This is a genomic window from Nonomuraea purpurea (assembly GCF_042650645.1).
In the GTDB taxonomy this organism is placed as follows: domain Bacteria; phylum Actinomycetota; class Actinomycetes; order Streptosporangiales; family Streptosporangiaceae; genus Nonomuraea; species Nonomuraea purpurea.
Window position 1 is genome coordinate 251,219 of record NZ_JBHSBI010000003.1, and the last position, 25,575, is coordinate 276,793.

Annotated in this window: 22 protein-coding genes; 11 read left to right on the forward strand and 11 right to left on the reverse strand. The window is 71.6% G+C overall.

The window, feature by feature from the left end:
- Positions 1-5: 5 nt before the first annotated feature.
- From ACFOY2_RS07650 to ACFOY2_RS07660, 3 genes are all read right to left on the reverse strand, one after another.
- On the reverse strand, positions 6-419 hold the full coding sequence (locus ACFOY2_RS07650) for a hypothetical protein (protein ID WP_379527220.1): 414 nt from the start codon (positions 417-419) through the stop codon (positions 6-8).
- 189 nt (positions 420-608) lie between these two features.
- Positions 609-1,295 carry a response regulator transcription factor gene (locus tag ACFOY2_RS07655; RefSeq protein ID WP_357821592.1) on the reverse strand — a complete coding sequence of 229 codons (687 nt, stop codon included), beginning with the start codon at positions 1,293-1,295 and terminating at the stop codon, positions 609-611.
- On the reverse strand, positions 1,292-2,884 hold the full coding sequence (locus ACFOY2_RS07660) for a sensor histidine kinase (protein WP_379527221.1): 1,593 nt from the start codon (positions 2,882-2,884) through the stop codon (positions 1,292-1,294). The genes ACFOY2_RS07655 and ACFOY2_RS07660 overlap by 4 nt, the downstream gene beginning before the upstream one ends.
- A gap of 128 nt (positions 2,885-3,012) precedes the next feature.
- Here ACFOY2_RS07660 and ACFOY2_RS07665 point away from each other — a divergent pair, with 128 nt between their 5' ends.
- Entirely contained in the window at positions 3,013-3,603 is a 591-nt protein-coding gene (locus ACFOY2_RS07665) for a class I SAM-dependent methyltransferase (RefSeq protein WP_379527222.1), read from the forward strand.
- A gap of 302 nt (positions 3,604-3,905) precedes the next feature.
- Here the strand turns inward: ACFOY2_RS07665 and ACFOY2_RS07670 are convergent, their stop codons facing one another.
- The 4 genes from ACFOY2_RS07670 to ACFOY2_RS07685 all read right to left on the reverse strand — a co-directional run bounded on the left by ACFOY2_RS07670 (position 3,906) and on the right by ACFOY2_RS07685 (position 6,706).
- Positions 3,906-4,685: an enoyl-CoA hydratase/isomerase family protein gene (locus ACFOY2_RS07670; RefSeq protein WP_379527223.1), complete on the reverse strand. Its 780-nt coding sequence runs from the start codon at positions 4,683-4,685 to the stop codon at positions 3,906-3,908.
- Entirely contained in the window at positions 4,682-5,596 is a 915-nt protein-coding gene (locus tag ACFOY2_RS07675; protein ID WP_379527224.1) for an alpha/beta hydrolase, read from the reverse strand. The genes ACFOY2_RS07670 and ACFOY2_RS07675 overlap by 4 nt, the downstream gene beginning before the upstream one ends.
- 9 nt (positions 5,597-5,605) lie before the next feature.
- On the reverse strand, positions 5,606-6,292 hold the full coding sequence (locus ACFOY2_RS07680) for a gamma-glutamyl-gamma-aminobutyrate hydrolase family protein (protein ID WP_379527225.1): 687 nt from the start codon (positions 6,290-6,292) through the stop codon (positions 5,606-5,608).
- 120 nt (positions 6,293-6,412) lie between these two features.
- Complete coding sequence (locus tag ACFOY2_RS07685) at positions 6,413-6,706, reverse strand: hypothetical protein (RefSeq protein ID WP_379527226.1); 294 nt, start codon at positions 6,704-6,706, stop codon at positions 6,413-6,415.
- Positions 6,707-7,040: 334 nt separating this feature from the next.
- On the opposite strand from ACFOY2_RS07685, the gene ACFOY2_RS07690 reads away from it, so the two are divergent.
- Together ACFOY2_RS07690 and ACFOY2_RS07695 are read left to right on the forward strand one after the other, a co-directional pair.
- Entirely contained in the window at positions 7,041-8,162 is a 1,122-nt protein-coding gene (locus ACFOY2_RS07690) for a globin domain-containing protein (protein WP_379527227.1), read from the forward strand.
- A 77-nt stretch (positions 8,163-8,239) separates the two neighbouring features.
- Complete coding sequence (locus ACFOY2_RS07695) at positions 8,240-9,670, forward strand: sialidase family protein (RefSeq protein WP_379527228.1); 1,431 nt, start codon at positions 8,240-8,242, stop codon at positions 9,668-9,670.
- A 29-nt stretch (positions 9,671-9,699) separates the two neighbouring features.
- On the opposite strand, the gene ACFOY2_RS07700 is transcribed toward ACFOY2_RS07695, so the two are convergent.
- Entirely contained in the window at positions 9,700-10,491 is a 792-nt protein-coding gene (locus ACFOY2_RS07700; protein WP_379527229.1) for a helix-turn-helix domain-containing protein, read from the reverse strand.
- A 151-nt stretch (positions 10,492-10,642) separates the two neighbouring features.
- On the opposite strand from ACFOY2_RS07700, the gene ACFOY2_RS07705 reads away from it, so the two are divergent.
- Both ACFOY2_RS07705 and ACFOY2_RS07710 read left to right on the forward strand, forming a co-directional pair.
- Positions 10,643-11,722 carry a WD40/YVTN/BNR-like repeat-containing protein gene (locus ACFOY2_RS07705; RefSeq protein ID WP_379527230.1) on the forward strand — a complete coding sequence of 360 codons (1,080 nt, stop codon included), beginning with the start codon at positions 10,643-10,645 and terminating at the stop codon, positions 11,720-11,722.
- Between the two features lie 3 nt (positions 11,723-11,725).
- Entirely contained in the window at positions 11,726-12,034 is a 309-nt protein-coding gene (locus tag ACFOY2_RS07710) for a molybdopterin synthase sulfur carrier subunit (RefSeq protein ID WP_357821571.1), read from the forward strand.
- On the opposite strand, the gene thyX is transcribed toward ACFOY2_RS07710, so the two are convergent.
- The 3 genes from thyX to ACFOY2_RS07725 form a co-directional block, all read right to left on the reverse strand.
- The gene (gene thyX, locus ACFOY2_RS07715) at positions 12,031-12,813 is read right to left on the reverse strand and encodes an FAD-dependent thymidylate synthase (protein WP_379527231.1); all 783 of its coding nucleotides are present in this window, start codon (positions 12,811-12,813) and stop codon (positions 12,031-12,033) included. The two genes, ACFOY2_RS07710 and thyX, sit on opposite strands and share 4 nt — an antisense overlap.
- A 154-nt stretch (positions 12,814-12,967) precedes the next feature.
- Positions 12,968-14,116 carry an amidohydrolase family protein gene (locus ACFOY2_RS07720; protein ID WP_379527232.1) on the reverse strand — a complete coding sequence of 383 codons (1,149 nt, stop codon included), beginning with the start codon at positions 14,114-14,116 and terminating at the stop codon, positions 12,968-12,970.
- A 79-nt stretch (positions 14,117-14,195) separates the two neighbouring features.
- Positions 14,196-16,322, reverse strand: coding sequence for an anthranilate synthase component I (locus ACFOY2_RS07725; protein ID WP_379527233.1), 2,127 nt, complete (start codon positions 16,320-16,322; stop codon positions 14,196-14,198).
- A 285-nt stretch (positions 16,323-16,607) separates the two neighbouring features.
- Between ACFOY2_RS07725 and ACFOY2_RS07730 the strand changes: the two genes are divergently transcribed.
- The 6 genes from ACFOY2_RS07730 to ACFOY2_RS07755 all read left to right on the forward strand — a co-directional run bounded on the left by ACFOY2_RS07730 (position 16,608) and on the right by ACFOY2_RS07755 (position 25,529).
- Positions 16,608-17,798, forward strand: a complete 1,191-nt coding sequence (locus ACFOY2_RS07730; protein ID WP_379527234.1) for a cytochrome P450 — start codon at positions 16,608-16,610, stop codon at positions 17,796-17,798.
- Complete coding sequence (locus tag ACFOY2_RS07735; RefSeq protein ID WP_379527235.1) at positions 17,795-18,646, forward strand: oxidoreductase; 852 nt, start codon at positions 17,795-17,797, stop codon at positions 18,644-18,646. Before ACFOY2_RS07730 ends, ACFOY2_RS07735 begins: the two co-directional genes overlap by 4 nt.
- Entirely contained in the window at positions 18,643-19,233 is a 591-nt protein-coding gene (locus tag ACFOY2_RS07740) for a TetR/AcrR family transcriptional regulator (RefSeq protein WP_379527236.1), read from the forward strand. The genes ACFOY2_RS07735 and ACFOY2_RS07740 overlap by 4 nt, the downstream gene beginning before the upstream one ends.
- A gap of 184 nt (positions 19,234-19,417) precedes the next feature.
- Positions 19,418-22,912: a S8 family serine peptidase gene (locus ACFOY2_RS07745; RefSeq protein ID WP_379527237.1), complete on the forward strand. Its 3,495-nt coding sequence runs from the start codon at positions 19,418-19,420 to the stop codon at positions 22,910-22,912.
- Between the two features lie 116 nt (positions 22,913-23,028).
- Positions 23,029-24,606, forward strand: a complete 1,578-nt coding sequence (locus ACFOY2_RS07750) for a CocE/NonD family hydrolase (RefSeq protein ID WP_379527238.1) — start codon at positions 23,029-23,031, stop codon at positions 24,604-24,606.
- Positions 24,588-25,529, forward strand: a complete 942-nt coding sequence (locus ACFOY2_RS07755) for a helix-turn-helix transcriptional regulator (RefSeq protein WP_379527239.1) — start codon at positions 24,588-24,590, stop codon at positions 25,527-25,529. Before ACFOY2_RS07750 ends, ACFOY2_RS07755 begins: the two co-directional genes overlap by 19 nt.
- Positions 25,530-25,575: the final 46 nt, after the last annotated feature.

The following is a 25,575-nucleotide window of genomic DNA, read 5'->3' on the forward strand; positions in this document are numbered from 1 at the left end:
CGACCTTAGCGGCGGCGGGCGGCCGACGGTGACCAGGCCCAGATCAGCACCGCGACGATGAGGCCGAACAGGATCACCCCGGTGGGCACGTGGGTCCCCAGCCAGAGCCAGGTGACGTGCTGGGCGAGCCCGACGACGAACAGCGCCACGCCGGCCAGTGCGGGCCAGCCCGCCCCGCGCCCCGGCCGCCACACCAGGACCGCCAGGACGATCTGGACGAGGGCCACGAGGTGGACGACCATGCCGGCCATGACGTGGCTCTCGGCGTCACCGGCGGCGACCGCCTGCCCGGCGAGCGAGGCGGCCACGAGCAGCGCGGCGGCCTGGGCGACGACGGCGACCCGCAGGGCGTACAGGAGGCCGGACGGGACCTGGTCGCCGGTTCTGGGGGCCCGGGGTGAGGTGAGGGTTTCCGACATGGTGATCCTTTCCTGGATGGGATGGTTCGGAAGGACCACATGGTCGGGGCGGAGCAGCCGGCCGGTCATCACCCTGCGGGATGACCCGGGTCCGCCACGCGACGGACCCGTTCAGCCGTACAAGACCCACGAAGACGGACCCGGTCGGCCGTGAAGACGCCCGTGAGGGTGGGCGGTCGGCCGGGGCTGTCAGCCCGCTGACTGGCCTCGGTGTGGGCGGACCGGGCGGAAGGAGGCGTCCACCAGGCCCGTGCGGTGGGCCACCACCGCCGCCTGGATCCGGTTGCGCAGCCCCAGTTTCTCCATGGCCGCCGCGATGTGGGTCTTGACCGTGGTGACGCCGACGTGCAGTTCTTCGGCGATCTCGGCGTTCGACAGCCCGGTACCGACCAGCGCGAGCACCTCCAGTTCGCGCTCGGTCAGCCCGGGAGGCGCGGGCGAGGCGGCCTGCTCCTCGGCCGCCAGGAACCGCTCCACGACCCGGCGCAGCACCGACGGCGCCAGGAGTTGTTCCCCGGCCGCCGCCCTGCGCACGGCGTCGACCATGCGCTCCGGGTCGTCGTCCTTGACCAGGAAGCCGACGGCCCCGGCGCGCAGGGAGGCGTAGACGTTGGCGTCCTCGGCGAAGGTGGTCAGCACCACGATCCTGGTGCCGGGACGGGCGGCGAGCACGCGCTTGATCGCCTCCAGCCCGTCGACCCTGGGCATGCGCAGGTCCATGAGGATCACGTCGGGCAGGTGGCGTTCGGCCATGCGGACGGCCTCGGCGCCGTCCTCGGCCTCGCCCACGACCTCCATGTCGCCGGTGGCCTGCAGCAGCATGCGCACGCCCGCGCGGACGAGCGCCTGGTCGTCGGCCACCAGGACGCGGATCATGCGGGGCTCCTGGCGGGCAGGCTGGCGGCCAGCAGCCAGCCGCCCTCGCCGTCGGGGCCGGCGGTGAGGGTGCCGCCGAGGGCGCGTACGCGCTCGCGCATGCCGGCCAGGCCGCGCCCGGAGGACGGCAGGCGTTCGATGGCGGTGGGCGGGCGGCCGTTGCGGATCTCCACGGACAGCCCGTCGTCCAAGGGGGTGACGGCGACGCGGACCCGGGTGCCGGGCCCGGCGTGTTTGAGCACGTTGGTGAGTCCTTCCTGGACGATTCTGGCCGCGGAGGCGCGGGCGGTGAGCGGGGCGGAGTCGCTGGCGGGGTCGAGGTCGAGGTCGACGACGAGGCCCGCGGCGGTCATGCGTTCCGCGGACTCGCGTACCACGTCGGCGGGGTTGGCCAGCAGGTCGGGCTGGCGTTCTGGGTCGCGGAGCAGGTCGAGCAGGTCGCGCAGGTCCTGCAGCACTTGGTGGCCCGTCTCGCGGATGTCGTTGAGGGCGTCGGCGACGGGGCCGTCGGGGGCGGTGTAGCGGGCGGCGCTGGCGCGCAGCACCATGGCGCCGACGTGGTGGGCCACGATGTCGTGCACGTCGCGGGCGATGCGTTCGCGTTCGGCGAGCTGGTCGGCGCGCACCTGGGCGACGGCGGCTCTGGCGGCCTCCTCGGCGCGCAGCCGTTCTGAGGCGGCGGCGGCCTGTTTCATGCCGAGGTAGCGGCCGATGGCGATGGGGGTGGCCACCAGCGTCATGAGGATGCCGACGCGGAACGGGGTGACCTCGGTGTCGTCGCCGACGACGGCGATGGCGGTCAGCATGCAGCCTGCGGCGTAGGCGGCCACGGTCCAGGGCCAGGACATCACCCGCATCGCGAACACGCCGATCGCGATCAGGGTGAGGATCACGCAGGTGTTGACGGCGACGTTCAGGTAGGTGTCGGCCGAGACCAGCAGCACGCCCTGCAGCAGGAAGACCAGGCCGGGCAGGCGGCGGGCGATGCCCAGCGACAGGCCGCCCACCACGGCCAGCAGGCCGACGACCCAGACGGGCTGGGTGCCCGAATGCCAGGAGGTCCACGTGCTGAGCACGGTGATCGCCACGCCGCCCGCGGCCAGCAGCGCGTCGGGCGTGACGTCGCGTTCCTCCAGGGGGCCCGCGGAGCTGCGCAGGTAGGCGCCGAGCACCGCCGGGAAGATCGGCAGGAGGAAGGAGTAGATCACGGCGTTGAGGGTGAGCGGGATGCCGGGGTCGGCGATGTTGATCGAGGTGGCGACGATGGTGGCGGCGATCCCGGCCAGGTTGGCCCGCCAGCTCGCCCGGTATCCGGCCACGCCGAGCGCCACGCACACGAGGATCTGGGCGGTGTTGGAGGTGAAGGAGCCGAGCTGATCGGTCAGGCCCAGGCAGAGGGCCAGGTAGAGGGTGACGGCCACGGGCCGGCGCCGGACCAGCCCCATGGGCAGGCCCACCAGCAGCGCCATGGGGATGTTCCACTCGGCCGACAGGTATTTGGTGTCGCCCACGTGCGCCGTCGTCAGCAGGTCCAGGCTCACCCCTGAGGCCGCGAGCAGGACATCCAACGGCACACCACGCCAACGCATGCACACAAGGTATCGATGGCGGGTGAACGGCTGATCCTCCGCGCGGAGGACTCCGCCTCCTCCAAGTGGCCGGAGTTCCGCCCGGACGGGGGAGCGATCAGGACAGATCCGACCCCTAAGTTCAGGGCATGTCCAACGACACCGCACTTTTCCTCGGCCAGTTCCTGCGCGCCCCCACCACGATCGGGGCGCTGGCGCCCAGCTCGCGGCGGCTGGCCGCGGCGGTCTGCGCTCCGGTGCCCGAGCGGGGCGAGCCGACGGTGGTGGAGCTCGGCCCCGGCACGGGATCGTTCACTTCCGAGATCCAGCAGCGGCTGGGCGGGCGCGGCCACCATCTGGCGGTGGAGGTCAACGAGCCGATGGCGCGGCTGCTGTCGGAGCGTTTCCCCACCGTGGACGTGGCGCACGCCGACGCGGCGCGGGTGGGCGAGCTGCTGTCCGAGCGCGGGCTGCGGCAGGCCGACGTGGTGGTGAGCGGCCTGCCGTGGGCCGCGTTCCCGCAGAAGGTGCAGCATGAGCTGCTGGACGCGGTCGCGGCGGCGATGGGGCAGGGAGCGGCTTTCACGACGTTCTCCTACATCCACGCCATTCCGCTCAGCTCGGCCCGGCGCTTCCGCGCGCTGCTGGCGGAGCGGTTCGAGGAGGTCGTGCCGGGGCGTACGGTGTGGCGCAACACTCCCCCGGCCTTCGTCTTCCACGCCCGCCGTCCCCGTCCCTGAGGCGCTCCCTGACGGGCCGGGAAGGCCGCACCTGCTGACCGCCGGGGAGCTCGTGCTCAACCCCCTCGCGACGCAGGTGCCGGACCCGCCCCGCGGCTATCCGCGGGGCGTCACGGCTTCGGCGTGAACGGTGCTCGCCTCCTCCGCTCCCTCAGGGCCCGCGGGCGCCCCCGCCGGCCGGCGTGCCTCGGTTCGGTCATCCGGGGCGGCGTTCTCGGCCTCGGCGAACCGGGCTTTGCTCTCGGTGACACGCCGTCGCCTTCTCGACCTGCGACTACCCCGGGCGGGGGGAAGCACACGCCTCAGCCGAACGAGGGGGGCCGCTTGTCGCGCAGAGCCCGTACGCCCTCGGCCACGTCGGGTCCTGTGAAGCCGAGGAACTCCATGGCCAGCGAGGCGTCGAAGGTCGGGCCGGCCAGGCGCAGCCAGTTGTTCAGCGAGTATTTGGTGAGCCTGATCGCCTCCTGCGCGCCTTCGGCGAGCCTGACGGCGATCTCCATGGCCTTGTCGTGCACCTGGTCGTCGTCCACGCAGAGGCTGACCAGGCCCATCCGCTCGGCCTGCTCGCCGGTGACGGGCTCGCACAGCAGCAGGTGGTATTTGGCCTTGGCCAGGCCGCACAGCAGCGGCCAGACGATCGCGGCGTGGTCGCCGGCCGCGACGCCGAGCCTGGTGTGCCCGTCGATGATCCGCGCGGTGCGGCCGGCGACGGAGATGTCGGCCAGCAGCGCGACCGCCAGCCCCGCTCCGACGGCCGGGCCCTGGATGGCAGAGACGATCGGCTTGGAGCAGTTGAGGACGTTGTAGACGATGTCGCGGGCCTCGGCGAACACGCGCAGCCTGGTGGCGTGGTCGCGGGTCATCTCCTCGATCATGGACAGGTCGCCGCCGGCCGAGAACGCCTCGCCCTCTCCCCTGACGATCACCGCTTTGACGGAGTCGTCGCGGTCGGCGTCGCGCCAGATCTCGGCGAGCTCGCGGTGGCCGGCCATGTCGACGGCGTTGAGCCTGCCCGGCCGGCTGATCGTGACCCTCAGCACGCCCTCGGCGGGCGTGTCGATCTTGAGTTTCGTGTACGTCACAGCGACTCCCGCAGCCGCTCCGCGACGTATTCGCGGGCCTCGACGGCCTGGTCGAACAGGCCGGGCAGGCCCACGAAGCCGTGCACCGCGCCCTCGAACCTGCGGCTCTCCGCGGGCACGCCCGCCCGGGCCAGGCGGGCGACGTAGGCTTCACCCTCGTCTCTGAGCACGTCGTATTCGGCCGTCACCACGGTCGCGGGCGCCAGCCCCGTGACGTCGGCCAGGCGCAGCGGGGACAGCCGGGGGTCGGCGCGGTCGGCGTCGCCGGCGTACTGGCGGGCGGACCAGGCCATGTCCTTGGCCCCAAGCGCGTAGCCCTTGGCGAACTCCCGGTGGCTGGGGGTGTCCATGGCCAGGTCGAGCACCGGGAAGATGAGGGCCTGGTGGGCCAGCCGCAGGCCGGCGTCGCGTGCCTGCCAGGCCACGACGGCCGCCAGGTTGCCGCCGGCGCCCTCGCCGCAGACCGCGACGTTCCCGTCGCTCTGGTAGAAGGCGGGCCTGGCGAAGATGTCGCGAACAACCGTCCAGGCGTCGTCGGCGGCGGCGGGGAAGGCATGTTCGGGGGCCAGGCGGTAGCCGGCGGACACCACCACGGCGCCGGTGCGGATGGCCAGGTCGCGGCCGAGCGCGTCGCTGTGTTTGACGCCGCCGTAGACCCAGCCGCCGCCGTGGAAGAAGACCACGACGGGCAGCCGGCCGTCGCCGGGGTCGGCGCGGTAGATGCGGATGGGCACGCCCTCGGCCCGCTCGTCGCGGACGTAAGGGAGCTTGGTCGGCGCGCCGCGGTGGCCGGCGTCGGGGTCCCGCACGCGGGCCTGCTGGATCTCCTCCAGCGTGATCGCGTCGTAGTCGCTCTCCTCGTCGTGCGCGTTGGCGGCGAGGTAGGCCCGGGCCTGCGGGTGCAGCGGCATGGTCGGAGCCTATCGGGCCGCTTCGACGAACGCGTCGAAGATCCGGTCGTCACCCTGGCGCTCCGGGTGCCACTGGATGCCCACGCCGAACCGGTGCCCCTGCAGTTCGATGCCCTCGACGATCTGGTCCTCGGCCCAGGCCACGGCCAGCAGGCCGCTGCCGAGGCGGCGTACGGACTGGTGGTGCGGCGCGGTGACCTCGACCCGGTCGCCCACGGCCTTGCCGAGCTTGCTGGAGACGCTGACCTGGATGGCGTGGGGCGTGCCGGGCTCGCTGTGGCGCTCGTTGTCGAGCACATCGGGCAGCCAGGGGATGAGCGTGCCGCCCTGGGCGACGTTGAGCACGTGCATGCCCCTGCCGATGGCCAGGATCGGCACGTCGGCGCGTACGGCGGCCCTGGCCAGGGCCAGCTCGAACTTGTCGCGGCGCATCTGCGGCTCGGGGACGCGCTGGTCCTGCTCGGCGCCGTAGGTGCCGGCCCCCAGCTCCGCGCCGCCCGCCAGCACCACACCCCCCAGGCCGCGCACGTAGTCCTCGATGGCGGGCAGGCCGATCGGCGGCAGGACCACGGGCGCACCTCCCGCCCTGCCGACCGCCTTGGCGTAGGAGGGAGGCGAGAGCACGGCCTCGCGGACGAAGTCGCTCCAGCGGGCGGCCTCGAGGTAGGCGGTGATGCCGATCAGCGGTCGGGACATGCGATCTCCAGGGGCATGGTGGAGTTCATGCTGCCGTCAGCCCGGCCAGGTGACAGCCATACGCCCCATCATGGCGCACAGTCTTTCCGATATGTCACCCCTATCAAAGATCGCCCCGACTTATGAGGGCAGGCGGGCGACGGTTTCGTCGATGAGCTGGGTGAGGATGGCGGCGGTGGCGGGGTGGGTGTCGAGGAGCTCGTCCAGGCGGGCCCGCCACGCGCCCGCCTCGGCGTAGACGGCCTCGGACTCGGCCTGCAGGCGCAGGCGCGTCTCGCAGAGCTGGAGCTGGTACATGATCCCCAGGTAGTGGCCGACGGTGTCGCTGAGCCACCAGTAGGCGTCCGTGTTCGCGGCGCTCACGAAGGTTCGAGCGCCTTCCCAGGCCACCCGCCTGGGATGCAGGACTGCCATGGCCGGATGGTACGCCGACATGGCCGGAAGGTGAACGGGTCGCGGCGGGATCGGCCTGCCGACATATCCGGCAAAGACGAATGTCATTGATTTTCACATTTGCTGTCCGAAAGGGCGCGGCAGCCGGGTGCGGAAAATAACGATGCGACTACTGATAGTTCTGCTTCGCACCGTATTGGCGGGAATCGGTTGTGGCGCGTCATCGGTGGTGTAACACTCACTTTCGAGCGCAACGGATGTGCCGGGGCCCGCCGTGCGTTCACGACCCGGAGCCGTCAGGGAGGTGAACGACAAGACCGGAATGCGTTTCCGGTCCAAGGGTGGGGTTGCATAAATGTCGTTGAATCCGCGCCTGGTGAAGGAGAGCTTCTCCGTCGTCGAGCCGCTGGCCGACCAGGCCACGGCCTACTTCTACGGCCGGCTGTTCGCCGAGAGCCCGCACCTGCGGGGCATGTTCCCGCCGGCCATGGACGTCCAGCGAGACCGGCTGTTCAGCGCGCTGACCCGGATCGTGTGGAGCCTGGACAGCCCCGGCAGCCTGACGGCCTATCTGGGCCAGCTCGGCCGCGACCACCGCAAGTACGGCGTGATCGCCGAGCACTACACGGCGGTCGGCAACGCCCTGCTCGCCACGATCCGCCGTTTCGCCGCCGACGTGTGGAACCACGAGATCGAGGCGGCCTGGGTGGCGGCGTACACGGCGGCCGCCAACCTGATGATCGCCTCGGCCGAGTCCGACTCGGGGGTCTCGCCGGCCTGGTGGCCGGCCGAGGTGATCGACCACGAGCGGCGCCACCGCGACATCGCGGTCCTGACCCTGCGGCCCGCGCAGCGGCTGCCGTACACGGCGGGGCAGTACGTCAACGTGCAGACCGCCCGCTGGCCGCGCGTGTGGCGGACGTTCTCGATCGCGAACGCGCCGCGCCCCGACAACACGATCAGGCTGCACGTGCGCTCGGTGCCGGGCGGCTGGGTGTCGACCTCGCTGATCGGGCACACCCGCATCGGCGACACGCTCCTGGTGGGGCCGCCGATGGGCACGATGACGCCGTGCGAGAACAGCACGCGCGACGTGCTGTGCGTGGCCGGCGGCACCGGCCTGGCGCCGCTGAAGGCGATCATCGAGTCCGTCATCGCCTCCGGCCGCCGTCCCAACATCCACCTGCTGTACGGCGCCCGCACCGCCGCGGAGCTGTACGACCTGCCCGACCTGATCAGGATGGAGTCGTCCTTCCCGTGGCTGCGGGTGCTGCCCGTGGTCTCGCACCAGCCGTCCTACGACGGGATGCGCGGCGACCTGCCCGAGGTCGCCCAGCGTTTCCACTCCTGGACCGAGCACGAGGTGTACGTGTGCGGCCCTTCAGGCATGGTCAACGAGACGGTCAGCCGCCTGCGGAACGACGGCGGCGTGCCCCTGGCGCGCATCCACCGCGACATCGTCCACGCGGAACACTGAGACCGGACTTTTCTTCCAAAGGTTGACAAAGTTTGACGAAAGGTGCCATCTGGAATTGACACGCCAGACGGAGGTTGATGGTGCCATCCCCCGCAAGGCGCCGAGGAATCGGCGGGTTCGTCGTCCTTCCGGTTGTCATAGCCGCGTTCCTGCTCCTGACCTCCGCCCCGGCGGCCGCGAGCGTGCCGCTGACCGAGATCGGGGCCGACCCGTTCACCGGCGGCGCCGGCCGGCGCGGCACGCAGGCCGGCGCCGACACCTTCCACTGGGGCACCACGATCGTCTCGGCGCAGCAGGCCAGGCGCTTCGCCGACGGAGGAGCGGCCGGCATCACGTTCGCGACCTCCTCCGACAACGGCGCCACGTGGAGCAGGGGCGTGCTGCCGGGGATCACCGTGGCGGGCGGCGGGCCGTACCAGCGGGTCAGCGACCCGTCGGTGGCCTACGACGTCCGGCACGGAGTCTGGCTGATCTCCTCGCTGGCGCTCGACGACCTCACCGGGGCGGCGGTGCTGACCAGCCGTTCGGCCGACGGGGGCCGCACCTGGGGCGAGCCCGTCACGACCGCCCCGGCGGTCGGCGGCGACCTGGACAAGAGCTGGATCGTCTGCGACAACGACTCCGGCAGCCCCTTCCACGGCACCTGCTACGCCACCTTCGACGACCACGCCGCCGGGAACGCCGTCAAGGTCGCCCGCTCTGCCGACGGCGGCCTGACCTGGAACGTCACCGGCACCTCCGCCACCGGGCTGGGCGGGCAGCCGGTGGTGCGGCCCGACGGCACGGTCGTGGTGGCGTACCTGAGCAACGCCGATGAGATCCGCTCCTTCCGCTCCCATGACGGCGGGGCGACCTGGGGCCCGACGGTGCTGGTCTCGCGGGTGCAGCGGCACACGGTCGCGGGCGGGCTGCGGGCCGCGCCGCTGCCGTCGGCCGAGGTCGACGCCTCGGGGACCGTGTACGTCGTGTGGCAGGACTGCCGCTTCCAGCTCGGCTGCGGCGCCAACGACATCGTGATGAGCACCTCCGCCGGCGGGAGCGCCTGGGGCTACGTCACGCGGGTCACCTCCGACGGGGGCGACCACTTCATCCCCGGCCTCGGCGTGGACCGGTCCTCCTCGCTCGGCACGGCGCGGCTCGCGCTGGCCTACTACCGCTACCCGTCCGCCACCTGCACGGCCGCCACCTGCCGGCTCACGGTCGGCTACACCTCCTCGGCCAACGGCGGGGCCAGTTGGTCGGAGCCCGTGGAGATCCAGGGGCCGATGGCGCTGGATCGGCTGGTCGCCAGCGCCCAGGGGCCGATGGTCGGCGACTACGTCTCGACCTCCGTGGTCCCCGGCGGCAACGCCTTCCCCGCCTTCACGGTGGCGGCTTCGGACGTGCGGACGTACACGGTCACGGGCGGGCTGCCGATCACGGGCGGCGGGCCCGCCACGATCGCCATCGAAGCCCCCACGGCCTCCTCCACCGAACAAGCCCCGCCCCTGCCCCGCACCGCCCGCTGAGGCCCTCCCCAGCGCATCGTGGGGGGTCATTAGCGGAAGGCGGCTGCGGTTTCTTCGTCGTTGGGCCAGAAGGTCTCGATGGCCAGCTCGGACAGCGTCACATCCACCGGCGTCCCGAAGGTCGCGATCGTGGTGAACATCGACAACACCCGATCGCCGGCCGCGATCCGCAGCGGCACCAGGATGTCGGCGGGTCCCGGCACGTGGGCCACGTTCAGATCCACCCCCGGGTAGGTGTAGGAGGCCAGCTCGTCGTGGAGCTCGGCCAGCCGCCCGTCCCCTGACACCTCGGCCTGCCTGCGGAGCTGGTGCAGCAGGTGGGCGCGGACCTCGGCCAGGTTGATCAGCCGCCCGCCCATCGCCTCCGGGTGCAGCGACAGCCGCATCACGTTGATCGGCTCCTTGAGCAGCTCGGCCGGCACGCCGTCCATGAACATCGCCGCCGCCGAGTTGGCCGCCACCAGGTTCCACACCGCGTCCACCACGAGCGCCGGATAGGGTTCGTGCCCGGCCAGGATCTTGTCGAGAGCCTGGCGGACGACCTGCATCTCGGGCGCGCGAACCTCGCGTTCGGGGTAGATGGGGGCGAACCCCGCCGACACCAGCAACCTGTTGCGGTGCCGCAACGGCACCCCGAGTTCCTCGGCCAGTTTCATCACCATCTCACGGCTCGGCCGGGCCCGCCCGGTCTCCAGAAAGCTGATATGGCGGGCCGAAACGTCGGCCTCGATCGCGAGGTCGAGCTGGCTCACCCGGCGCCGCTGCCGCCACGAGCGCAGCAACTCACCGAAGGACTCTTCACGTATGGCGACGGCTCCCATGCCGGCAACGCTAGCGTCCGGAGGGAAGTGTCACGATTACTCCTCAGGTAATGGGACCTCATAAAGGGCAGGCGGGTGGGAATCTCCCAGTCTTCGGAAAGTGTCGTGCCTGCGTGGCACGATGGCCGCAAGCGAACTTGGGAGCGATGCTATGAGTGACTCAGTGCTCGCGATCGGCACCCGCAAGGGCCTGTTCCTCGCCCGTTCGACGGACGGCGGCCCGTTCGAGATCGAGCCGATCCAGTTCTCCACGGTCGCGGTGCCGTCGGTGGCCATCGACACGCGCGGCGCCACGCCGCGGCTGCTGGCCGGCATCGAGTACGGCCATTTCGGTCCGTCCGTCATGTACTCCGACGACCTCGGGCAGACCTGGGGCGAGGCGGAGCGAGCGCCGATCGCCTTCCCCGAGAAGACCGAGGCCACCCTCGCCAAGGTCTGGCAGCTCCTCCCTTCGCCGTCCGAGCCCGAGGTGGTGTGGGCGGGCGTCGAGCCGGGCGCGCTGTTCCGCTCCGAAGACCGCGGCGTCACCTACCGCCTCGTCGAAGGGCTGTGGGAGCACCCGCACCGGCCCCTCTGGCAGCCGGGCGGCGGCGGCCTGTGCCTGCACACGATCGTCAACCACCCCACCGACCCCGGCGTCCTGGGGGTGGCGATCTCCACGGGCGGCTTCTACCGCTCGAGCGACGGCGGCCTGTCCTGGGAGGCCGCCAACAGCAACATCCGGGCCCCGTTCCTGCCCGAGGGGCAGCAATACCCCGAGTTCGGGCAGTGCGTGCACAAGGTCACGATGGCCGCGGCCCGGCCCGAGCGGCTCTACCTGCAGCACCACTTCGGCGTCTACCGCAGCGACGACTTCGGCGGGAGCTGGCAGGACATCGGCGCCTCGCTGCCGTCCGACTTCGGGTTCCCGATCGTGGCACACCCCTCCAGGCCGGACACGGTCTACGTGCTGCCGCTGACGGCCGACATCGACCGCACGCCCGTCGGCCACCGCTACCGCGTCTTCCGCAGCGACGACGCGGGCGCCACCTGGCAGCCGTTCTCCGAGGGCCTGCCCGAGGCGCCCGTGCACGCCGCCGTGCTGCGCGATGCGATGACCGCCTCGGAGGCGGGCCTGTTCTTCGGCACCCGCGACGGCGAGGTCCACTGCTCGCGTGACGACGGCCAGAGGTGGTCGCTGGTCGGCCGGCACCTGCCCGACGTGCTCAGCGTGCGCGCGGCGGTGCTCTAGTCGATGGCCAGACCCGTGATGATGGTCGTGTTCGTGCTGCCCAGCTCGCTGCGGCGGTGGGTGAGCGGGCGGACGGAGGTCAAGGTCTTCGCCGTCGGCGCCGACCGCGACTCCCCGCCCACGCTGGGCTCGGCCCTCGACATGCTGCGCCGCACGCATCCCCGGCTGGAGGAACGGCTGCGCGACGACTACGGGCGCATCCGCCGCCACATCAGCATGATCGTGTGCGGGGAGAACGCCCGGGCCTTCGGCGGCCTCGACTGCGCGCTGCCGCCGGGCGCAGAAGTCTACGTCCTGCCCGCGCTCGCCTAGACCTTGCGCCAGCCCGGAACCCAGGCCCCGTCCTCGACGACGTAGTCGCCGAAGAGGGCGGGCGCCTCCTTGCGCATGAGCTCGCCGATCCGCTGGAACAGCAGGCGGATCTCCTCCTCCGCGCCGGCGGCGGTGCGGGCCTCGATGGTGTGCCGCAGCGTGCGCACGTTGGCCGTCCACACCAGGCCGGTCGCCACGCCCTCGGGCGCGAACCTGCGCATGAACGAGGTGCGGTGCTTCTTCTCGGCGAACTTCACGCCTTCCTCGTCCAGCCCGAAGTGATCGGCCATCCAGAGCTGGAACTGCTCCAGCTGCTCCAGCATGGCCGTGGCGCGCTTCATCAGCTCGGGGTCCTCGCGCGCCCACTCGGGGAACCAGAACGGCAGCTCCTCCAGCCGCACGAACCGCATCGACTCCTGGGAGATGGCCACGCCGGGCCGGTGGCGCACCAGCTCGTGCGTCAGGACGCGGCTGACGTTGTGCAGCACGAAGCTGAAGTTGAGGTGTTCGAGGACCGAGCCGTGCGCGCTGGCCAGGATGTTGCGAAGGTAATCGTCCTGGTTGTCCCTGATGCGCACCACGTTGGGGTTGAGACCCGGCTCGAACGAGCGGTAGCAGAGCCGGCCCGCGAACTCGGCGAGGTTCTGCGCGTCGAGGTCACCGCGGTCCAGCCGCTCAAGCCAGCTCTCGCCGCCGACCTCGCTGAGGTAGCGGGCCAGCTCGTCGTAGTCGAGCGCCGGCCGGGAGACGATGAAGACCTCGGGTTCGACAGTGCGCATGAGCAGCCCCCGCTCGGATTGGGTGATGTGACGGCCCCAAGCAAACCACATCGCGGGTCCGCGCGATCCGGCGCCCGCCGCCGGGTGCGGCGGGCGCCGGGGCCGGTCAGCAGCGGTGGGCGGGCCCCGGCGGAAGCGGCGCGGTCGGAGGATGTCAGAGGCGGTAGATGCGGCGGGCGTTTCCTGAGCCGATCATGTGGGCGATCCGGACGGCGTCGGTGGAACTCCACTCCCCCGCGCCGAGCCGCCCCCGCAGGACCGTCCCCAGCGCCCGCCGGTAGTACAGCGCCCCCAGGTAGGCCGACTCCGCCACCCCGTGGCATCCCGAGCTGAAGAGCTGCTTGTGGAAGGGCGCCAGCTCCAGCAGTTCGTCCATGACGCGGGCCGAGCCGGCGGCGGTGTGCGGGAGGGCGAGCCCGACGTCCACGTACACGTGCGGGTGCACCGAGGCCAGAAAGGCGGCCTGGCGGTGGTAGGGGTAGCAGTGCAGCAGGATCACCGGCACCCCGAGCGGCTGCAGCCTCCTGACGAAGGCTCCCAGCCGCGCCGGATCGGCCCGGTGCGGGTCGAGGGCGGAGCCGCCGAGCCCGGTGTGGAACTGCACGGGCAGCCCGCGTTCCCTGGCCACGTCGATCGCGCTCCAGAGCAGGTGCCGCAGCAGCACCGGGTCGGTCAGCGGCTCCTTGGGGTCGGCCAGGCGGCGGTTGGCCGCGGCGAGAACCGAGCCCGTGGCCGGCCGGGAAGGGTCGAAGTCGAGGCCGAACAGCGACCCCACGACGGTCTTGAGCCCGACCGCTCTGGCGGCCCTGGCGGACAACTCCTCGCCGAGGCTGTCGAGGTAGTCGATGGCGGCCTCGGACAGCTCGGCCACGTCGCGTTCGATCTCCTCGATGCGGACGAGCTCGTCGGCGGCCGCGCCGCCGTGGCGGCCCATCTCGGCGGCCGACAGCAACTCGATGTCCCCGGCGGCCGCGTCGACCAGGAAGGCCACCACGCCCGCCCCCGCCAGCAGCCGCCGGTTGACCTCGGCCGCGCCCAGCTCGGCCCGGCGGGCGAGGTAGACGGCGGGCGGCGCGTGCGGCTCCAGGTCGAGCAGCGGCGCGCACCAGCGGCGCACGGCCGCGCCGAAGGGCGTGTCGAAGTGGGTGGTGCCGGGCGGCGAGGGGCTGCCGTCCTCGCCGCCGATGAGCAGCTCGAACTCCGCTCTGCTCAGGTCGTCTCGCCGCACCCCGTGGCAGTGGTGGTCGACGAGCGGGGCCAGCAGCGCCTCACGCACCGTGCCGGGCAGGTCTACGGGGAGCATGCGGAGACTCTAGGGGGAGCTCCGCGCGCCCCGAGGGGGTTTTGCCTTCGGCAGACCCGATCTTCGTACGGACCCGGCCCTACCTGCGTGACAGCCGCAGCACGTTCGCGATGACCTTCGCGCCCGCACTGCCTTCCTGCGTCAGGATCGACTCCGGGTGGAACTGCACGGCGAAGCGCCGCCGCTCGACGTCCTCGATGGCCATGACGTTGCCGTCGGGGGTGAGCGCCGTCGGCGTGAAGCCGACGACGCCGGGCCGCTTGGCGTGCAGCGAGTGGTAGCGGGCGGCGGTGAACACCTCGGGCAGCCCTTCGAGCAGCGCGCTGTCGCCCAGGCGCGAGACCTGGCCGCGTTTGCCGTGCTCGGGGTAGTCGAGCAGCTCCAGTGTGCCGCCGGCGTGCTCGACCATGGCCTGCAGGCCCAGGCAGACGCCGAACACCGGCAGGTCGCGGGCGTAGATCTCGCCGATCAGCGCCGCCATGCCGAAGTCGGTCGGCCAGCCGGGGCCGGGCGAGAGCACCACGAGGTCGGGCGCGATGTCGTCGATCATGTGGGTCGGGAAGCCGTGGCGCAGCGTCACCACGTCGGCGCCTTCCTGGCGGAAGTAGTCGGCCAGGGTGTTGACGAAGGAGTCTTCGTGGTCGACGAGCAGCACCTTCATGCCCTTGCCCGGCTGCGGCCTGGGCTCGGGGACCGGCATGGTGTCCGGCCGGTTGACGGCGGCCAGGGCGCCGAGCAGGGCGCTGGCCTTGAGTTCGGTTTCGCGCTCTTCGGCCTCGGGGTCGGAGTCGAACAGCAGCGTGGCCCCGGCCCTGACCGTCGCGACGCTGTTCTTGATCTGGGCGGTGCGCAGCGTCAGGCCGGTGTTCATGGAGCCGTCGAAGCCGATGAAGCCGATGGCGCCGCCGTACCAGCGGCGGGTGGTGGCCTCGTGGTCCTCGATGAACTGCATCGCCCAGGTCTTGGGCGCGCCGGTGACCGTGACGGCCCACATGTGGGTCAGGAAGGCGTCGAGCGCGTCGAACTCGGGGCGCAGCCGGCCCTCGATGTGGTCGACGGTGTGGATGAGCCGGGAGTAGAGCTCGATCTGGCGGCGGCCGATGACCTTGACGGTGCCGGGCACGCAGATGCGCGACTTGTCGTTGCGGTCGACGTCGGTGCACATGGTCAGCTCCGACTCCTCCTTGATGCTCGACAGGAGGGTGCGGATGGCCTCGGCGTCCTCGACCGGGTTGCTGCCGCGGGCGATGGTGCCGGAGATGGGGCAGGTCTCGACGCGGTCGCCGCTGACCCGGACGTACATCTCGGGCGAGGCGCCGACCAGGTGCTCGCCCTCACCGAGGCTGATGATGAACTCGTAGGGGGCCGGGTTGCTCTGGCGCAGGCCCCGGTAGAAGGCGGACGGGTCGGTGCAGGTGGCGTGGAAGACCTGGCCGGGCACGACCTCGAACAGGTCGCCGCGCTTGAAGCGCTCCTTGGCGGCGGCCACGACCTTGGCGTACTCGCCTCTTTCCGGGTTGGGCGGCAGCGTTCCGGGGGCGGCGGGCGGGGCGGCGGCGCCGGTCCTTTCCAGGCCGCGGGTGGTGGCGCCGTCGACGGTGAACTCGTAGCGGTATTCGACGCTGCTCTCGCGCTGCCGGTCGATCACGACGATCCGGTCGGGCAGGTGCAGCACGAGGTCGCGCTGGTCGTCGGGGCGGACGAGTTCCTGCCTGATGGGCTCGAACTGGAAGGCCAGGTCGTAGCCGAAGGCCCCGTAGAGCCCCAGGTGGGGGTCTTCGCCGCGGAAGGCGGCGATGACCTCGCGGATCGCGGTGAAGACGGTGGGCCTGCGGCTGCGCATCTCCTCCGGCAGCATCTCCTCCGACTCCGGCACGTGTACCTCGACGCGGTCGGGGGTCGGCTCGGTGACCGGTTTGCCGGCGGCGAGCAGGCAGGAGGCGACGGCGGGCAGCACGACCCTGCCGCGCGCGTTGAGGGCGGTGGCGGAGATGGTACGCCCCTTGGCGACCAGTTCCAGGCATGGATCGACGTAGCCGAAGGCCCATCGGCTGTAGCGGCCCGGGTAGTCCATGCCCGAGGAGAAGGCGCCGCCGCGGCGTTCGCCGAGGGCCGTCACGATCTCTTCGAGCGCCGCCTCGTCGACGTGCCTGGTCTCGAGCTCGACGCTGATGCCCCCGGCGGTGGTATATCCGCTCGTCTCCACTTGCTGCCCCTTACCACGTCACATGAACAAGCCCCGGGGGCGGACATACGAAAGGCCGCCATCGGGGCGGCCGTTATCGGGAAATGCGAAAACACGCGCCGCCTAGGAGCGGCGCCACCACTGGAGCTGAGCGCGATTTCGCATGCAGACAGATTATCCGCCCGACCATGATCGCGCAACGCGACCCGCCCGTCCGGCGGCGCGGCCTTGGCCCGCCCCGGGTGGCGACTTACAATACAGAGCTGTACTGTATTTTTGTACGCATCGGTCGAGAGGAGACCCGAGATGGCAGAAACCGAGGCGATCACGCTGCCCACCAGGCGCCCGACGCCCTTCGACCCGCCCTGCGACCTGGCCGGACTGCGTGAGAGCCGGCCCATCGCCCCGCTCGCCTACCCCGACGGCCACCGGGGCTGGCTGGTGACCAGCCATGAGCTGGTGCGCGAGGTGCTGGCCGACCGCCGCTTCAGCGCCCGCTCCGAGCTGCGCCACATCCCCATCGCGGACAACCGCCAGGCCGGCCGGCCCGCGCCTCCCGGGATGTTCCTGTCGATGGACCCGCCCGACCACACGCGCTACCGCCACCTGCTCACCGGCGAATTCACCGTGCGCAGGATGCGCCTGCTCACCGAGCGCATCGAGCGGATCACCGAGGAGTACCTGGACGCCATGGAACGGCAGGGCCCGCCGGCGGACCTGGTCGAGGCGTTCGCCGCGCCGATCCCGGCCGTGGTGATCTGCGAGTTGCTCGGCGTGCCGCAGGAGGAGCGCGAACGCTTCAGGGCCCAGGCCACCACCCTCATGCGCGCCGACGTCCCGCAGGAGGAGAAGATCTCCGCCTACATGGCGATGCAGGCGCACATGACGCAGCTCGTCCAGGCCAAGCGGGCCGACCCCACCGACGACATGCTGAGCGGGCTGACCAAGAGCGACCTCACCGACGAGGAACTGGCCAACATCGGCTTCATGCTGCTGGGCGCGGGCCTGGACACCACCGCCAACATGCTCGCGCTGGGCACGTTCCTGCTGCTGCGGCACCCCGGACAGCTCGCCGTGCTGCGCTCCGAGCCCGGCAGGGCCGCTCAGGCGGTCGAGGAGCTGCTGCGCTACCTCAGCGTCATCCCCTTCCTGGTCCGCAGCGCGCTGGAGGACGTCGAGCTCGGCGGCGAGCTGGTCAAGGCCGGGCAGACGGTCACCATCCACCTGCCCGCGGCCAACCGCGACCCCGGCCGTTTCCCCGACCCCGACCGGCTGGACCTGCTGCGGGCCGCCGGCGGCCACGTGGGCTTCGGCCACGGCGTGCACCAGTGCCTCGGCCAGCAACTGGCCAGAGTGGAGATGCAGGCGGGCTATCCGGCGCTGTTGGCCAGATTCCCGTCGCTGCGGCTGGCCGTCGACCCGGCCGAGGTGCCGCTCCGTACCGACATGCTGATCTACGGCGTGCACCGCCTCCCGGTCACCTGGGAGGCGAAATGACGGGCCGTGACATGACGGGCCCTGAAATGACGGGCAGGGTCTGCCTCGTCACGGGCGCGTCGTCGGGAATCGGCCAGGCCATCGCGCTGGAACTGCTGCGCGCCGGCCACACCGTGTACGGCGTGGCCCGCCGCGTGGAGAAGATGGAGGTCCTGCGCACGGCCGGCGGGCACGCGCTCGGCATGGACGTCACCAGCGAGCGCGACCTCGAGCGCGTCGTCGCGACGGTCGTCGCCGAGCAGGGGCGCATCGACGTGCTGGTGAACAACGCCGGCACCGCCGTGCACGGCGCCACCGAGGAGGTGCCGATCGCGCGGGCGCGTGAGGTGTTCGAGGTCAACCTGTTCGGCCCAGCCCGGCTCACCCAGCTCGTGCTGCCGCACATGCGCGAACGGCACGCGGGCGCGATCGTGAACATCTCCTCGATCGGCGGGGAGATCGCGCTGCCGCTGGGCGCCTGGTACTACGCCTCCAAGCACGCCATGGAGGCCTTCTCCGACACGCTCCGGCAGGAGATGGGGCCGTTCGGCGTGCGCGTGGTGGTCGTGCAGCCGGGGATCATCAGGACGGGGTTCGAGTCGGACATGCCGCGCCAGGTGCGCGAGTACTCGGGAAGCGGGCCGTACGCCAAGCTCGCGGAGTTCTCCGCGCGCAGGGCCGAGCAGTCGTTCGAGCCGGGCGCCAAGGCGTCCGACCCGCTCGTGGTGGCCAGGGCGGTGCGGCGGATCGTGGAGGCACGCGACCCGAAACCGCGTTACGCGGTCGGCTACCTGGCCAAGGCGCTGCTGCGGCTCAATAGACTCCTGCCGGACCGGCTCTTCGACAAGATGGTGACGCGAAACGCATGAAGACCAGCACACCGCGCCCTGCGGGCCGGCCGCGCAGCCAGGAGGCCGACACGGCCATCCTCTCCGCCGCCCTCGACCTGCTCATCGAGAACGGTGCGGGGCAGACGAGCATCGAGCAGGTCGCCAGGCGGGCCGGGGTGACCAGGGCGACGGTCTACCGCAGGTTCGCCGACAAGACCGCGCTGCTCGTACGGGCTCTGGAGTGGATCAACCACGACCACGATCCCGACTTCACCGGCTGGCGGGACATCGACCACATGTTCGACGACTGGGCCGCGCACCTGGCCGTGACGCGCAACCGCCGTCTGCTGCGCCGGCTGTACGGCAGCGTGGACGACTACCCCGAGCTGATGAAGACCTACCACGAGGTCAACGGCGGCCTGCGGGCGACGGTGGTGCGCCAGATGCTGGTCCGCACGCGCGAGGAGGGGCTGCTGCCCGCCGAGCGCGATCTGGACGTGGTGCAGGAGATGCTGACCGCCGCGGTGATCAACCATCTCGGTTCCCACCCCGATGACGAGGGCGCCCCGGCCATCAAGGCGTACTTCCTGGCCATCATGCGGCAGTTCGGCTACCGGCCGGCCTAGCGCCGTCCCGGCCCGCCGTCCGCCCGGCGGACGGCGGGCGAACGCCCGACGGCAGTTTCTCTGACCAGATTACATTTCCGCACGCCACGTTACATTTCGCCTCAACTCTTGCTTTCCCCACAAGATCTCTTCACCCTTCTCGACAGAGGCGTAAAGATCGCCTTTTGTCTCGAAGGAGAGGCGCGTGCCGAACACCCTCCGCTGGCGTGCGATCCTGACGGGAATCGTCACGATCGCAGGCTTATTGGTCCCCCAGGCCGCCGCCCACGCGGCGCCCGACCCTGTGAAGATCGACTCGACCGTTCAGGCGCAACTCGCGCGGGACGACAAGGCCACATTCTGGGTCCGGATGAAGGGCGCCGCCGACCTGAGCCGCGCCCGCCGGGCCGTCACCAAGGACGACAAGGCCGAGCTGGTCTTCGAGGCCAAGACCGCGCAGGCCGACTCCTCCCAGGCGGGCCTGCGCAAGCTGCTCGACTCCCACCAGGCCGACTACACCTCCTACTGGATCGTCAACGCGATGCGGGTGACCGCCGGTGAGAAGCTGGCGGCCGAGATCGCCGCTCTGCCCGAGGTCGAGAGCATCGAGCCGGTCCGTACCCTGACGCTGCCCAAGCCCATCGTCGGCAAGGCCGAGAACAAGACCAACGCGGTGGAGTGGAACATCGACCGGGTGGGCGCCCCGCGCGTGTGGAGCGAGCTGGGCAACCGCGGCGAGGGCATCGTGATCGCCCACATCGACTCCGGCGCCCAGTTCGACCACCCCGATCTGGCCGCCAGTTACCGGGGCAGGAACCAGGACGGCTCCTACAGCCACGACTACAACTGGTTCGACCCGGCCGGGGTCTGCCCGACCGACGCGCCGTGCGACAACAACGGCCACGGCACGCACGTGATGGGCACCATGGCCGGCGCGAACGGGATCGGCGTCGCGCCGGGCGCGAAGTGGATCGCCGCCAAGGGCTGCGAGCTCAACACCTGCACCGACGCCTCCCTGCTGGCGGCCGGGCAGTGGATCCTGGCCCCGACCGACCTGAACGGCCAGAACCCGCGCCCTGACCTGGCGCCCGACATCGTCAACAACTCCTGGGGCGGCGACGGGTTCGACCCCTGGTACAAGCCGACGGTCGAGGCGTGGGTGGCGGCCGGGATCTTCCCCGCGTTCGCCATCGGCAACGAGGGCCCGGCCTGCGACACCGCGGGCTCGCCCGGCCAGTACGTGATCAGCTACGCGGCGGGCGGCTTCGACGTCAACAACGCGCTGTACAACCGGTCCAGCAAGGGTGAGGGCGAGGGCGGCGAGACCAAGCCGAACATCTCCGCGCCCGCCGTCAACGTGCGCTCCTCGACGCCGGGCAACACCTACGCCAGCTACACCGGCACGTCGATGGCCTCGCCGCACGTCGCCGCCACGGTGGCGCTGATCTGGTCGGGTTCGCCCGGCCTGCAGAACGAGGTGGAGGCCACCCGGCCGCTGCTCGACTCCACGGCGATCGACGTCGACGACACCAGTTGCGGCGGCACCGCGACCGACAACAACGTCTGGGGCGAGGGCCGGCTGGACACCTTCGCCGCCGTCCAGGCCGCTCCCGACGAGGGGCTGGGCGACCTGTCTGGCACGGTCACCTCGGGCGGCGAGCCGGTGTCCGGGGCCACGCTCACCCTGTCGGGGCCGCTGAGCCGCACGATCACGACCGGCGCGGACGGCCGCTACGCCGTCGCGCGCCTGCTGCCCGGCGAGTACCAGATCAGCGTGGCGAAGTTCGGCTACCAGACGGCCACCGCCACCGCGACGATCACCGCGGACCAGACGGCGACCGCGGACCTTTCCCTGACCAGGCAGCCCTCGGCCGTGGTGACGGGCACGATCACCACGGCGGGCACCCCGGAGGCGGGCGCGTCGGTGGAGGCCGTCGGCACGCCGGCCGGCGCGGTCACCGACGCCGCCGGCCGCTACAGCCTGACGCTGCCGCACGGCGACTACCAGCTCAAGGTCACGCCGTCCTCGCGCTGTTCGAGCGGCGCCACGTCGGCGCTCACGGTGGCCGGGAACATCGTCAAGGACGTCGAGTTGCCGCTGCGCGGCGACAACTTCGGCTACACCTGCAAGAGCGACGGGCAGGCGTACGTGGCGGGCACCGACAAGCTGGCCCTGTCGGGCGACGACGAGGCCGTTCAGGTGAACCTGCCGTTCCCGGTGCCGTTCTACGGCACGGGCCAGAGCAGGGCGTGGGTCGGCACGAACGGGTTCCTCACCTTCGCCGCGGACCGGATCACGACCGCCAGCAACGGGCGGCTGCCGAGCACGGCCACGCCGAACAACGCGCTCTACCCGTACTGGGACGACCTGACCGTGGACGCCCAGGCCGGGGTGTACACGGGGGTGACGGGCACGGCGCCGCACCGGGTGTTCGTCGTCGAGTGGCGCAACGTCGGCTTCTACAACGCCGCCGACCAGCGGATCTCGTTCGAGGCGCTGCTGGGCGAGGACGGCTCGATCGCCTTCCGCTACAAGGACGTCGACAGCGAGCGTGAGCAGGGCAGCAGCGCCACGATCGGCATCGAGAACGCGACGGGCACCGACGCGCTGCAGTACTCCTACGAGGAGGCGGCGCTGTCCAACGGGCAGAGCCTGGCGTTCACGGCCAGCAGGCACGGCCTGGTCACCGGCACGGTCACCGATGTCAACGACGGCAAGCCGCTGGCCGGGGCGAGCGTGAAGATCGGCGAGGTGGCCACGTTCACGACCGGCGAGGACGGCGCCTTCTACGGGCAGGTGCTGGCGGGCGACTACGAGGTCGTGGTCTCCAAGGAGCACTACGGCACCTTCACCAAGACCGTCACGATCGCGCCCACCACGGTGACGCGGATCGACACGGCTCTGGTCACGGGCCGGGTGAGCGCTTCGACGGACGAGCTGACCGTGGTGATGCCCGGCGAGTCGACCCGTAAGCGCACGCTCCAGCTCACCAACCTGGGCGCGCCGACGCCCTACACGGTGACCGGGGAGCCGTGGGCGGCCGTGACGCCGACGGCGGGCCAGCTCGCCAAGGGGCAGGCGGTGACGCTGCAGGTCACGCTCTCCAGCGCCGGCGTGGCGCCGGGCACGTTCCGCGAGGGCAAGGTGCTGGTCAAGTCGGCCAGCGGGCGACAGCCGACCATCGAGGTCAAGGTGACGGTCGTGGTGCCGAAGGTGCAGGTGGCCGTCGACGCGGGCGCCACGAAGAGCCTCGTCGACAGCGCCGGTGACACCTGGAGCCCGGACAAGAAGTACGCCACCGGGTCCTACGGCTACGTGGCCGGCCAGAACAAGACGCAGAGCACGTCCAAGACCATCAGCGGCACCACTGATCAGGCGCTGTTCAGGACGGCCAGGGAGGGCATGCTGGAGTACCGCTTCGACAACGTGCCCAACGGCACGTACACCGTCGAGCTGGACTTCGCCGACCTGAAGAGCACGCAGATGGGCAAGCGGGTCTTCGACGTGCTGGTCGAGGGGCAACTGGCCATCCCGGCGCTGGACCTGGCGCTGGAGGCGGGCACGTTCACGGCCGTGAGCAGGCAGTACACGGTGAAGGTGACCGACGGCCAGCTCAACGTGCGCTTCGCCACCCGGCAGGGCGCCACGATCGTCAACGCTCTGCGCGTCTCGGAGCGTCCCGACAAGGCGACACCGTAAGTGATCACGGAGCCCGTCCCCTCGGGGCGGGCTCCGTCCTTTTCACAGGGCCGCTCAAATACCTACAAACACCCCCGGTCTACCCCATACCCGGATCATCTGGTACTGGGTAGTACATGAGACGCGTGCGGCTCCAGCGGGACCTTCCCGTGCCGATGCCCGACGGCGTGACGCTGCTGGCCGACCACTACGCCCCGGCCGGCGGCGAGCGGGCGCCCGTCATCCTGATGCGCTCCCCCTACGGCCGGCGCGGCCTGTTCGGCTGGTACTACGGCCGAGGCTTCGCCCGGCAGGGCTTCCACGTCGTGATCCAGAGCTGCCGGGGCGGTTTCGGCTCCGGCGGCCTGCTGGACCCGCTCGGCGACGAGCACGAGGACGGGCTGGCCACCGTCGCCTGGCTGCGCGAGCAGCCCTGGTACGGCGGCTCGTTCGCGATGTTCGGCCCGTCCTACCTGGGCTACACGCAGTGGGCCATCGCCCCCTACGCGGGGCCGGAGCTGAAGGCCATGGCCACGCAGATCACCGCCTCCCAGTTCAGGGACGCGGCCTACGTGGGCGGCGCGTTCGCGCTGGAGTCGGCGCTGAGCTGGACCACGCTCACCGAGCGCATGTCGCGCCGCTTCGGCGGCACCGCGGGGCTGACCGCCCCCAGGCTCACCCGCAGGGCGGTCCTGTCGGGCCGGCCCGTGGGCGAGCTGGACCTGGCCTCGGCCGGGCGGCCGCTGCCCTTCTACCAGGATCTGATCGCCCACCACTCCGACCCGTCCGTCCCGTACTGGGACAAGCGGGACTTCTCCCCGAAGGTCGGCGAAGTGGAGGCGGCGGTGAACATGCTGGGCGGCTGGTACGACGTGTTCCTTCCCTGGCAGCTCAAGGACTACGCGGCGCTGCGGGCGGCGGGCCGGCGGCCATACCTGACGATCGGGCCCTGGTACCACATCGACTCCCGGCACGGCCGGCCCACCATGGCCGAGGCGAGCGCCTGGTTCCGCGCGCACCTGCTGGGCGACTTCTCCCTGCTGCGGCCCGACCCGGTCCGGCTGTATGTGACGGGGGCCGAGGAGTGGCGTGACTACCCGGACTGGCCGGTGCCGGGGGTACGGGAGCAACGCTGGCACCTGCGGGACGGGTTCGGGCTGGGGGTCGAGGGGCCGGCCGCGTCCGCGCCCGACCGCTTCCGCTACCACCCCGCGCATCCGACGCCGGTGCTCGGCGGGCCCGTCCTGCTCGGCGACTCCAGGCCGAGGGATCAGCGGCGGCTGGAGCAGCGCCGCGACGTGCTGGTCTACAGCTCGGCCGCGCTGGAGTCGGAGGTGGAGATGATCGGCCCGGTACGCGCGGAGCTGTTCGTGCGCTCCAGCACCCCCTACGTGGACGTGGTCGTGCGGGTGTGCGACGTGTGGCCGGACGGGCGCTCGTTCAACGTGTGCGAGGGCGTGCGCCGCCTGGGCCCCTCCGCGGACGACGTGCGGCGGGTGGAGGTGGACCTGTGGCCGATGGCGCACCGATTCGGGCGCGACCACCGGATCAGGGTGCACGTGGCGGCCGGGGCGTACCCGACGATCGCCCGCAACCCCGGCACCGGCGACCCGCTCGGCGCGGACGGCGCGATGGTGCCGGCCGACGTCGAGGTCCACCACACGCCCGGCCTGCCGTCGGCCGTAGTCTTGCCGATGTGCGAGCTTCGAGGCTGATGTCACTGGTCCTGCTGCTGCAGGGCCGGGGCGGGATGACGGCGGCCGAGCTGGCCGGAGAGCTGGAGGTCTCGGAACGCACGGTGCACCGCGACGTCCTGGCGCTGGCCGAGGCGGGTGTTCCCGTGTACGCCGACCGCGGCAGGGGCGGCGGCTACCGGCTGCTCGACGGCTACAGGACCCGGTTGACCGGGCTGGACAGGACCGAGGCCGAGGCGCTGTTCCTGTCGGGGGTGCCGGCGGCGCTGCGCGAGATGGGGCTGCAGGAGGTGGCGGCCACCGCCAGGCTGAAGGCCGCCGCCGCGCTCTCCCCCGCCCTGCGCGACGCGCCGGCGACCGCGGCGCAGCGCTTCCACCTGGACGCGCCCGGCTGGTTCGCCGGCGACTCCCCGCCGCCGGCCGCGCTGGCGCCACTGGCCAGGGCCGTGTGGAACGACCGCCGCGTCGCCGCCGTCTACAAGGGCTGCCTGCGCACACTGGACCCGTACGGGCTGGTGCTCAAGGCGGGCGTGTGGTACCTGGCCGCACGGCTGAAGGACCGGCTGCTGATCTTCCGGGTGCCCCGGTTCGAGGAGGTCGCGGTCCTGGACGAGCCCTTCGACCGCGATCCCGGCTTCGACCTGGCGGCCTTCTGGGCTGGGCAGGCGGCCGAGTTCACCCGGTCGCTGCTGCGTGAGGTGATCACGCTGCGGCTCAGCGAGCACGGCCGGCGGATGTTGCGCCACATCGCCGATCCGGCCGCGCTCGACGACGCGCTGGCCTCGATGGAGCCCGACGGGACCGTGCGGCTGGCGGTGGAGTCGCTGCCGGTGGCCTACTCGCAGGTGCTGCGGTTCGGGCCGGAGGCCGAGGTGCTCGGCCCGCCGGAACTGCGGGCGATGGTCGCCGAGGCCGCCGCCCGCATGTCCGGCCTCTACCGGTAGGCCCTCAGCCGGTGTCCCGGGCGGCCCGGAACGCCCGGGAGGGGGC